Source organism: Anaerolineales bacterium, assembly GCA_019637805.1.
In the GTDB taxonomy this organism is placed as follows: domain Bacteria; phylum Chloroflexota; class Anaerolineae; order Anaerolineales; family UBA11579; genus JAMCZK01.
In genome coordinates, this window is sequence record JAHBVB010000001.1 from 180,027 (window position 1) to 191,730 (window position 11,704).

At 57.2% G+C, this 11,704-nt stretch carries 6 protein-coding genes; 1 reads left to right on the plus strand and 5 read right to left on the minus strand.

Translation table 11 applies throughout. The features are described 5' to 3' along the window. Window positions 1-148 precede the first annotated feature (148 nt). From KF885_00875 to KF885_00895, 5 genes are all read right to left on the minus strand, one after another. On the minus strand, window positions 149-952 hold the full coding sequence (locus KF885_00875; GenBank protein MBX3047707.1) for a hypothetical protein: 804 nt from the start codon (window positions 950-952) through the stop codon (window positions 149-151). Next, window positions 949-7,098, minus strand: a complete 6,150-nt coding sequence (locus KF885_00880) for a hypothetical protein (protein ID MBX3047708.1) — start codon at window positions 7,096-7,098, stop codon at window positions 949-951. The genes KF885_00875 and KF885_00880 overlap by 4 nt, the downstream gene beginning before the upstream one ends. Before the next feature lie 578 nt (window positions 7,099-7,676). Further along, window positions 7,677-8,015 (minus strand): hypothetical protein, encoded by a 339-nt coding sequence (locus KF885_00885; protein ID MBX3047709.1) that lies wholly within the window; start codon window positions 8,013-8,015, stop codon window positions 7,677-7,679. 1,014 nt (window positions 8,016-9,029) lie between these two features. Further along, a complete protein-coding gene (locus tag KF885_00890; protein ID MBX3047710.1) occupies window positions 9,030-10,160 on the minus strand; it encodes a DUF5309 family protein in 1,131 nt (376 codons plus the stop codon). A 47-nt stretch (window positions 10,161-10,207) separates the two neighbouring features. Then, complete coding sequence (locus KF885_00895; GenBank protein ID MBX3047711.1) at window positions 10,208-10,669, minus strand: hypothetical protein; 462 nt, start codon at window positions 10,667-10,669, stop codon at window positions 10,208-10,210. 246 nt (window positions 10,670-10,915) lie between these two features. Between KF885_00895 and KF885_00900 the strand changes: the two genes are divergently transcribed. Then, window positions 10,916-11,695, plus strand: coding sequence for a hypothetical protein (locus KF885_00900; protein ID MBX3047712.1), 780 nt, complete (start codon window positions 10,916-10,918; stop codon window positions 11,693-11,695). The last annotated feature ends 9 nt before the right edge of the window (window positions 11,696-11,704 follow it).

Consider the following 11,704-nt stretch of genomic DNA (forward strand, 5'->3'; position numbering starts at 1 on the left):
AATCACCGGAATCGTGGCGGTCACCAGCCCGGCGGCGTTCAGCGCGATTCCCATCACAGTGCAACCGTACAGCCGTCACTCCTCCTCCCTTAAAACTGTCTTTCATAATCCACACGCTCACCAGATAGCGAATCAATTAAAATAGTTTCTAATTAGAACTCTTCACAATAAAGCAAGTTTCTCTGTCAGCTAAGATGAGATTAGCAAATTCCTGAATTGTCAAACCCAAAGCCACCTCTATTGGTTGCCAATAACTCTCCTGTGGTGAAACTTTGAGGTTAAACATAGTGTATTCTTCGCTATATTCCTCGCTGTATAAGTAAATTGAAAGTGTTAAGAGATTGTCAAAGCAGATAAAATCGTTCTTAATTCCCCCCCCTACTGCTTCGAACAAAATCCCTTTGCTCTCATATAAAAGAAATATACCTTCACGCTCTTCACTTTGAGGAATTCCAATTCGATCAGGGTAACCCTGTGCTTTAAACAACTCTACGATTTGTGATTCTTCAAATTGCTCTTTGGGTTTCGTTATTATATTGTCGATACGAATATAGATTACCAACTCATCTTTAGAGGCAATGAACAATCGGAATAATTCTGTTTCGAAGCGCTCTCGAAAGTAGTACAAATCTAAAGTGCCTACAGAACTTGTGTAACTCAGTTTATCTTCCAATAAAATGCCTAATTTATTGATAATGGCAAGAGCCTCTTTAGTTTCAGTTACTCCTGGGGTTATACCGATGTAGCAAGGCAGGGAGCAATTGGCAGTTTCCAAACTCCCAAGAATAACGTTTAGCTCACCGAGATCCGTAGGAACCGCAGTTTTAACCACTCCATTTTCTATTGAAAGCAGGCCAGTTTGATCTATCTGGTGTATTTGAAATAGCTTGTAAACTCCAAGAAGCACCGCAATGATCATAATAAAAGCAAGGAAATTCTTATATCCTGTCAAGGATTTCCTCCTAAATCAACTGAAAGCCACCATACATCATGTAGGTAATCCCTAAACCAATCAAAGCGCGTAAAAGGTGCATACTGAATCGATGTTTCATCAGTAAAACCATTTTTCGGAAACCCTGAATTGCCATGCAGCATGTAATTCATGTACATATCTGCAAACTCTTCAATCCTATTGTTCCCGTTTTGTAACCAACTGTTTTCCACACATGGAGAAGTACTACACATATAGCCAACACCGTTCCGATCACCACTTGGTATCCAATCAGAAGCCAATTGACCAGTAGTAACAAACCGATGGTTGTCATATACGTGTCCAACTTCATGAAGCAAATTTGTCATAGTTGGGAATTTTGTGCAAGTTACGTTGTAAAGCACTGTTTCGCAATTTCCATCACGAAAAGTTATCGAGGGGTCTACGACCAATCTTACTCTCCCATGCTGTTCCTTAAATAAATCCTCAGATTTACCGCCTCCCTTTTCTTGGACTAAACGCTCCCCGACTATTTGCACCGAGCGTAAGACCTGATAACGTTGTTCTTGCGAAACTCCTTTTGTAGTTACTCCATATGCAATTAACTGCTGTGTAACATAGTAATTTCCATATGCTTGAGCTGACCCGCAAAAGACACCATCAATACAATATTTAGTTGGAGTACGTCCATCAGGATCATTGTATTTCACTGGATTATTGATTACATATGAATATCGATTATAAGTCTGGGGATTTGCAAATCTAGGCACGATACTATCTGGCTGTATAAATCTACTCAACCCTGGGTTATAAAAGCGCGCTTTGTAATCCATCAAGCCCGTATTGCCCAACAAGCGCTGACCCGTGTAGCCAAAGTCTGTTTGCGTGATGCCCTCCTCAAAGCGCGGCACGCCATAAGGCGTATAACGCTGTTCCCCCAGCAAGTTGCCAGATACATCTATGAGAGCAACTATTGAACCCAGATGGTCGGTCAGCAGGTACTTGGTGCCTTCGTCATCACGCATGGCCACGCGCTGTCCTGCCAGGCCGTAATACTTTATGATCTCGGGCGAGCCGTTGGCGTCGCGCACTTCATAGGCACCACCGCCCAGATACAAGGTCACCGCACCATCTGGTTTGACCTGCTTGACCCTGATCCCATCACCATCGTAGGTAAAGACCCACTCATCGTCACCGTTGTCCAAGCCCGCCAGGCGGTTCTCGGCGTTGAAGGTGTGCGTCCATTCGATACCATATTCAATGCGCGTGGTCATGTTGCCGTTGGCATCATAGCCGTAACTGCCGGAGAAGGGCATGGCTGGCGGCGTGGGCGTCAGCTCTAAAGTAGGTGTCACCTCTGGCGTCTCGGTCGGTGTGACCTCCGGGGTCTCGGTCGGGGTTTCCGTTTCCGTAGGTTCTGGCGTTTCCGTGGGGGTCTCGGTTTCGGTAGGTGTCACCTCCGGTGTCTCAGTCGGCGTCTCCGTCTCAGTCGGCGTGGCTTCGGGGTCAAGCGTCTCCGTCGCAGTAGGCGTCAGCGTCGGTTCCAGAGTAGGCTCCGGCACGATGTAGTTGCCTGCGCTGAGGATGTTGCCGAGCTGGTCGTAGTCCCAGCGCTGGCGATAGATATAGTCCTCTGGTTCTGTAAAGGCGTTGGCTTCCAGCAAGCGGTCTAAATGATCATATTCATAGCTGAAGTTCTCTTCGAGCACGGCGTCCTGCATGGCAGTGATGTTGCCGGCCAGGTCATATTCGTAGCTGAAGTCGATCAAGTCCTGGGAGCCATTGTTGGCCACCCGGGTCAATAAACGGTTGGTGCTGCCGGAATAAGTGTTGGTCACCAATACGCCATTGCCCAGGCTCATCTGCGTGATCTGGCTCAGGGCGTTGTAGGCCAGGCTGGCAAGATTTCCTGCTTCACTGCCGCTCATCGCATTGACACGGCCCAGGGCATCGTAAGCATACGAAACCACTTCGCTGTCCGGGTAGGTCAGGCTGGCGATGCGCCCCAGCCAGTCGCTGACGGTGGTGAAAGCAAAACTGCCGCTGACCCCGCTGATGCTGCGCGTCTCGGTCACAGTGCGGCCATAGTCGCTGTAATTCCAGCTGGTGCTGCCGCTTTGGTCCGTCATGCCGACCCGAAAGCCGATCGTGCCGGCGCTGCTGCCATAGGTGTAGGTCGCCAGGGTCTGGCTGTTGTTCGCGTCGGTCTTGCTCAGCAGGCGGCCCAGGTCGTCATAGGCAAAACTCAACACCTGGCCGCGCGCATCGGTCTGCTGGGTTAAATTGCCAAAAGCATCATAGACATAACTCCACAGGCCCATGTCCGGGTCGTTCATGCTGGTCTTGCGGCCCAGCCAGTCGTAACTGATGGCGGTGACGTTGTTCTGCGCGTCGCGCACCTGGGTCAGGCGGTCGTAGATGTCATAGGTATAGAGGATCGTGGCGTAGAGGGCTGTACTGGGGTGCGTCCCGGAAAATTCCTGTACGGCGATCATACGGCCCAGGCCGTCATTGGTGCGCATGATGCGATGGCCGTTGGGGTCGATGCTGCTGATGCTCAACCCTGAATAGACAAGAGAAGAAACAATGTTTCCGGGTTGCGTTGTTGAGGTTAAGCGACCCAACAAGTCGTAACTGTGGGTGGTATACGCCCCCGGCGCGCCGATCCCCGGCAGGCTCTGGCTGGCCACCAAACCCTGGGCGTTGTAGGTCGTGGCGGTCACCAGCCCTACCGCGTTCTGGCTCAGCATGCGGCTCAGCCCATCGTAGGTGCCTGTGACTGTTCTGTACGCAGGGCTATCCGGGCCGAGCATGTCCAAGATCTGCATGCTCAAGCTATACGGCGCGGCCACCTGTCCATCCACCGGAGTCGGATAGCTGAAGGTCACGTTGGGGCTGCCAAAGCCCGGCGCGGTAGTGCTCAGCACCCGCCCCAAGCCGTCGTAGCTGGTGCTGCTGGTCCAACTGTTGGGGTCGGCGGCCGTCACCGGCAGGCCCAGGCTCAGCAAATAGGCTGTGCTGCTGGTCTGGCTGAGCGGGTTGGTGCTGCTGACCGGGTAGGTGTGCAGCGTGCTGTCATAGGACATTTGGCTGGACCGATAGCCGCTGCTTGGCGGGCTGCCCAGTGTCCCATAGTCCTCATAGGCGCGCGTCTCCACCAGATTGCCATAGGCGTCATACACAAAGCCGGCGTCCACCGTCTGGCTGCTGTTGCCCACCCGCGTCTGGCTCAGGGTCAGCAGGCCGCGGGTCAGCGCCGCGCCGCCGTCATACACCAGGCGCGTCTCGCCGCGCACGGCGTTGTTGGCGTCCCGCAGGGTCTGCGTCGCCAGCCGGTCCAGAATGTACACGGCCGGGTCGCTGTTCACCGCGTAGCTGAACTCCTGGCGGCGATACAGGCTGCCGCCCAGGTACTCGCTCTGCGAGAGCAGGTTGCCGGTGCCTGGGTGCCGCTGATAGACGGTCTTGTTGACCAGCGAAAGCCCGCCGGTCAGCAGCTCGAAGTTTTCGGTCTGCAGCAAATAGCGGTAATTCAGGCCCGCAAAGGGCGCCTGGCTGTTGTCGGTCACATAGGTGTGGCGGGTCCGGCGCAGCACCTCGCCATTGCTTGGGTTCTTCCAGTCGGTGGTCTGCGGGCGGCCCACGTCCAGCCCAGCCGTGCCAAAGAGGTGGGTGGTGTCCAGGATCTTGGTTTCGCCGTCCAGCTGGTAGCTGGTCTCGGTCACGCTGGGGTGGCCGATCAGCGCCCCGTGGTTGGGGTTGCCGCCCAGCCCGGCATAGACCGGTGTACCGTAGCTGTATTTCTGCACCGCGGCCAGCGCCACGCCGCTGTGGACTTGCGCTTCGATAACCCGGTAGTTGTACCAGGAGGCCGCCCCACGCCCGTCGTGCTGGTAGGTGTAGGTCAGTTGGCCGCCGTAGCCGTTGGCGATGCTGACCAGCCGCGGGTAGGTCCACACGTTTTGCCCGCCGCTCACCGCCCGGTTGGGTAGGTTCTCGTAGCCGAAGCTGACCGTCGCCGCCTCCGTGTAAGGGATGGTGACCCCGCCTTCCGTGTAACCCCCGCCGCTGACCCGCAGGCCGGTCAGCGTCAGCGTGCCGTTCAGGTTGGGCGCCGCTTCCGCCGCATAGTCGAGCTGATAGCGGCGCACCAGCGTCTCGTCATACAGGATCTGGATCTCAGCCAGCAGCTGCTCGTCCCATTGGTCCCAAATGCCGAAGTTCAGGGGGGCCGTGTCGCCCACCCCGCCGCGCCCGGCGGTCACAAAGCGCACTTCGTAGCCCGGCGCCTCGACCTCGGCGCCATGCAGCCCGCCGGAAAGCCAACCGGTGAAGCGGATGCTCTCCAGGTAGCTGGCCCGGTCAAAGGCCGGGATCTGCGCGGCCGCCGGCGGCTGCTCCTCGGCATAGCTGTATTCAATGAAGTTGCCGTGCACATCCACAATGCGGTCCACCCGCCAGCGGCTGGCGACCACATTGGTACCCACCCCGGCATAGCCCAGCGAGGTATACGGCGCGTCCGGCGTGGTGCACGGCGTGCCGGTCTGGCACTTGTAGCCATACATCAGGGTGCGCTGCTCGGCATCCTCATTCCAGCCCAGGCGGTAGCGTGTGCCGTCCGTGGCCACGATCTCCCACCACTCGCCGGTGGTGTTGGGCACCGCCCCGGCATTGCCCAGGGCGTGGTTGTGGCGCTCGATATACAGGAAAGACGCCCGTTCGGTGTAGTAGCGGTTGGGGTGGGCCGGGTCCTTCAACAGGTTGTGCTCTTCGCCATTGAAGGTCAGGGCAAATTTGTCCTGGTAGCCATAGCCGCTGGTGCTGGTGGTGATCTGGCGCACGATCTCCACCGCGTCAATGTTCCAACCCACGCCCACCCAGGGCGCCTGCACATCGCCCAGCACGCCGTCCACCGTCTTGCTGGAATAGCTCAGGCGAATGTCCGGCGCCAGGCCGCCGCGCCCGGCCGGCGTCCAGATCGGGATGCTGTACTGCGCCCCGCCAGTGAACAGCGCCGCATACGGCTGGTCAAACAGCAGCACGTTGGCACCGTTCTGCGGCAGGCTGTCGCCCAGGCCGCCGCCCCAGGTGGAGAAGTGGGCGGCTTCGACCGTGACGGTGTTGGCTTCGGGGTCCAGCGCCACGATCGGCTGCTTGACCCAAATATCCAAAGCTTCATCGTACAGGGCCACATACGGTTCCTGGCCAGCCGGCACGTCTTTCAGGTCCACCACGGAGGAGAAGTCGACCTCCAGAAAGACCGGCTGGGCAAAGGCCTCTTCCACGACCGCGCCGGGCTCCATCCGCTGGGTTTCGTCCCCCAGGCCCTCGGCCAGCCCGGGCGCGGCGCGCAGTTCGATCTGGAACTGCAGTTCCGGTCCCGGCCGGCCCTGCGGCAGACGGGTCACCTCCAGGATGGCGCTGTGCTCCAGGGCGCCTTCGGGCACATACACCGCCGCCAGGTCGGTCTCGGCCCAGCCGCCGCCCCGGCTGAGCGCCGCAATGTGGGTCTCATCCGTTTTGGCCGGCTGCCCGGTCCAAAAAGCCAGTTCGACCACGATCGGCTCTTGGTCGGGCAGCGCCAGCTCCACCGGATGCACCCAGATCTCGCCCTGGCTGCGCCCCGCACCCGGCGCGGCGGTGATGCGCAGGCTGTACTCAAATTCCAGCGTCTCACCGGCCGCCAGCTCGGCGATCGCAAAGCGCACGCTGTTCTGGCGCGGCGAATGCTCCACTTTGCCTTCGAGGAACTCCATCCCCGCCGCCAGCACATCCGTGTAGACCAGGTCGCGCAGCGCCTGGCTCTGGGTATTGGTGACCTGCACCTGCACGCGCAAGACGCCGTCGGCCGCCAGCACGCTGGGCTGCGCGCTGACCCGCAAGTCCACCGGGCCGCGGGCCTCCTGCCGGGCTGGGATGACCGTTTGGGGATACAGGCTGCCGTAGGCCGGCGCCTGCGGGATGTCTTGGTAGAGAGGGTAGCTGATCTCAGGGATCGCCAGCGGAGCGCTGGCCAGCGCCGGCGGTTGCGCGGCCTGCGCCCCGGTCATGCCAGCAGGCAGCGCCACGCCCGCCAGCAGCGACACGGCCAGCAGCCAGCGCAGGGGCCGGCTCCAGGGCTTGGGTTCCGATGGTTTGGCTGTTACTCGGGTCGCGTCAACCGTCATGCAATCCCCCTAAGGTCAAAACCCAGTATAAGTGCAAGAGGGGTTAATGCAAGAGATTATCGCCACAAATGCTTGACAAATAAGATGGGCGGCAGCCTAAAGGCTGCCGCCCATCCTCACTTTATAATTTCCAATCTCGCTTATCCGCCTGAACTGAGAATCTCTCCTATTGTTATCAGGAGGCTGCAAAAACCTAAAGTGCCAATTACAAGAAGGAAAAACCCAGACAGCTTATAGTTAACTTGTTTAGGGGGAGAGGTTTTTCTATAGTTGGGGAGTAATAAGAACATCTTCTCCCAGTCAATTAGTTTATTGAGTGGTCCCGGGGTTTGTCTCCGCAGAAAAAATTGTTGCATTCCCAACACAAGAGAATAGGACGAAATAAAACCCAGCACAACTAAAGCGAAAATCTGCTTATTCATTTTGCTTTGCTAATGGCCGATAGCCATTCGTATCCACTGTTGTCCAAAAAACCGATCAGGCAGCTTGAGGTGGACATATCTGTAACAGTAATCCTCCTCAATACAGCATACTTCATGGAGATTAAGTTACTGGCACTCTTATTCATTTTAGCCAAATTACTTCAACATCTTCTCCTGGAAGGAGAATAAACTGTCTTCAGGGATGTATCCATCTTGTCGCACTATAGTTGAAAAATCGGCAATATTTAGAGGAAAGACGAGTAAAGTTCCTCGATCACTATACTGTATATCGGTAAGCCAAGCCCCAATCCACACCCCAGCGACCACTGAGTTCACCTCACTCACAGGAGTATACGGGGCAAATAGGTAGAGCTTGTCCCAGGAGATTTCATTTACTTCAGAAAGGTCAATACTCTCAAGCTGACCATCTTTATACAACTCAATTTGTTGAAGAAGCAGCTTCTCATAAGCTTGTCCTTGCCGTTCGGTTATCACAAAGGCAAGGCAGAGCAGCAAAGAAAACCTGCCAAATAACACACAGAAAAATCAGAATATGCCTCATACAACTACTTACCCTCCTGACCGTCTTGATTAGTTAACCTTCTCACCTTAAATAAAACTAGTATCAACAAGCAGAAGGGTGTTATCCCAAAATACCAAACAAACGGTTCTGTAAAAATTGTTAGGCTCATCCAAAACATAACTGCACAACCAACAATGACAAAATAGAATAGCCCTATAATTGCTCCGAGGTGGGAGAACCGTAACGAAGAACTTCTGTTTTTGTCATATAGCAAGGTCGCTACCAGCAAGGAAATCCCCGAAAGAAAAAGGAAACCAACAGGCCATGCAGTCAGAAATGCTTGCTCAAGCTTCAATTGAAACTCAGATGAGATATAGCTTATATGCGCAGCACCTGTGGCCCAAACCGATAGACCAATAAGAGTACTAAGAATTCGCCAAGAAATTGAATCTAACATCACCAAACCTCTAGCGCATTAGATACATCTCGGTTCGTCGAGGAGCAAATGGCGACAAACCATAACCGGACCATATTTTTCCTTAAGCCATCCTATCAAGGAGTTAGTTCATGACGTGTTTTGGTCGCCATACAACCATGAACTTAGTCAGCGGCCGGCTCCAGGGCTTGGGTTCCGATAGTTTGGCTGCTACTCGGGTCGCGTCAACCGTCATGCATTCCCCCTAAGGTCAAAACCCAGTATAAGTGCAACAAGGGTTAATGCAAGAGCTTATCGCCACAAATGCTTGACAAAAAAGACGGGCGGCAGCCTAAAGGCTGCCGCCCTTGGATGGTTGCTTTTACACTGGCAGGATGAAGACCTGGCATCCGCAAGCACCGCTGGCTCTGGCCGTAAAACTTCTTCGCGGCGCAGCCGCTTGCTCAGAATGACAGACAGTGTAGAGGGCGAGGCATGCCTCGCCCCTACGGTCGCTCTGAGCAGGCAAAGAGCTTACGGCCGCCGCTGTCTCAGAGTGACACGGGATGCATCACGTCGTGATGCCGGTGATCTTGCCGTGGGCCTTGTTGTTGGCTACCAGCAGCGAGAACTCACCGACCACTTCGCCCTTCAAGCTGTCGCCGGAGCGGGCCAGCTCTTTCAGCTCAAAGCCGCGCAGGCTGTAGAAGCCGACTTTGCCGCTCTCCAGCACATAAGCGGTGTGGGCCGGGCACCAGCGGTCCATCACCAGCTCCATCTCGCCGTACTGGGTGATCACGCGTTCGATGGCGCTCATGCCGAACTTGCTCTCGTCCTGGCTGACGCGCACATAGCTGCTGTTGTCCAGCAGGCCGCGCAGGTCGTTGGCCACGCGCGGGTTCATCACCAGCAGGTCCGGGTGCCCGCCATCCATGATGATCTCTTCCATCAGCGTGTCCACATCCGCCTTGCTGATCGGCCCGTCGGCCGGCTGCACGTTGTCCGTGATGAAGGTGCCTAGCCCGCCCAGGCTGCGCGGCTGGCCGGCCGCCCCGGCAGAACGCACTCCGTGAAAGGCGGCCCGCTCCACCAGGCGCAGCAGGTGCGGCACGGCCTTGTTGGCTTGGTACATGAACTCGTCATCAATGCCGTGCTGCGTGATGGCCTGCAGCGTGCCGGAGACCTGCACCGCCTTCTGGAAGATGCTGGTGTAATTGTAAGGCGCCTGGATGTCGGTCAGCGGGCCGAAGTCGGCGTCGTCACCCTCGAGCCGCGCCATGCCGACGATCTGGATCGGCGCATTGGCGGCGTGCTGGGCGTTGGTGCCGCCATAGGCCCGCGAGTACACTTCGATCAGGTTGGTCTGCGGGTTGGCGGACTTGACCACCAGGTACTCCGCGCCGATCAGGATCACGTGGCCGTCCTGAAACACCGAAGCGTCCGCCACCACGAAGCTGGTGTCGCCCACCGCGATCGGGTCGCCGTTGTTGGCAGTGGTCTCCAGTGGGTCCAACTCGTCCTCCAGCAGTTCCAGCTTGTAGCCGTTCAGCTTGAGGTTGAACTTGCTGCGCGCCCCGTCCAGCCCCAGGCGTGAGAGCAGCGGCGTGTCGCGCGGGTCCACCATCTGGATCACATCGCTGATCAGGCGCGCCTGCGTGGTCAGATCAGAGTGTGTGGTTTTGGGTGCATCGTATGTCGTCATTCCCCCTCCTTACGTTTCTTAAATCGAAAATCAACAGCCAACAATGCCTAGTACACCTCCAGCCCGCGGGCCCGGAAGCGCCGCTTGATCTCCAGCAGGCCGGCCAGGTCGCCGGCGCGCAGCTCGGCCACCTGCGCCTCGTACTCGGCGCGCAGGTCGGGGGCCGGCGGCAGGCCGCCGCCACCCGGCTGCACGATGTGGCTGGCCCGCGGCGCCGGCCGGCCCTCAGCCGGCGCTTCGTCACCGGCCAGCCGCAGCTTCAGCTCGCGCAGCTCATCCTCCAGCCGGCCCAGGCGGCGGTCTTTGGCGCTCTGCCAGCGCCGCTCGATGGCGTCTTCGATCTGCCGCTCCAGACGCTCAAGCTCGTCCGCACTACGGCCGCGTGAAGCCGGCTGGCGCGGCCCTTCCGGCAAAACCCCCGCCAAACCAATCTCCCCTGCAAGCTGTTTCTCAGAAACTGGCTCGTCGTGCTCCCCCAAAATGCCGCCGCTCTCCTCGTGGTCGTTCATGTCTGGCCCCTCCTCGGGCAGGCCTACATATAGCAGGCTGTCAAAAAGCTGGGTGAAAACCGGCGCGACTATCAAGCAACTGACCGTTATTTTCATCAGCGCAACAAAAATCTCTCTGCTAGGATTGCGCTGGGAGCAAGTTATGGCAGACAAAGCCTCGAAGACCAAACCAGCGCCCAAAAAGAAGGCCGCCCCCGCCCCCAAAGAAAAGCGAGAGACGGTGGCGCAGCGCGCCACGCGCATGCTATGAGTGACAACCTGATCCCCGCCCTGGTCATCCCGTCCATTTCTGTGTTTTTGTGCCTGCTGATCGGCGTGCGCCTGGGAGAAAAGACCTACCCCGACGCCGCAGACGGGCGCGCCTGGTGGCACTACCGGCTGTGGTGGCTGCTGACCGCCGCCGGGGCCCTGGTGGGCCTGTTGGCCATCGCCCTGCTGGCCCTGGGCGTAAACAACTTGTGGCTGCACCTCTTTCTGAGCACCGGCGGTTCCATTTTCGTGCTGGTGGCGCTGTGGGGCTTGCTCTCTTACCTGCTATACGTCTACAGTGGCCGCCATCGCCTGGGCACCGTCCTGGCGGTGATGTACGCCGCCATGATCCTCAGCGTGCTCTACATCACCTTCTGGTTGGGTCCGGTGAGTGTACGCCTGGACGCCTGGGGAACGGCCATCAATTTCGAAAACACGCTGGCCCCGAATGTGCTCCTGATCTACTCTCTGAGTCTGGCGCTGCTGCTCGGCTTGCCGCCCTTCCTGGCCGCGGCTGGCTTCTTTGTCCTGTCTCTGCGAGTCAAGGAACACAGCCCCAAGCTGCGCGCCCGGGTTGTCTCGCTGGGCCTTATGTTCCTGTTCGGGGTGGCGTACATTCTGCCGGTGCTCTTTCTGCCCTTTAATATCCAGACCGATACACCACTTTGGCAGTTTGGCACGCGTCTTTTAGGCCAGCTGGCCCTGCTGGCCATCTATTGGGCTTATTTCCCGCCCGTCTTCCTGCAAAAAGCCTTCAAGATCGACCCTCTCGTATAAAAAGCCCCG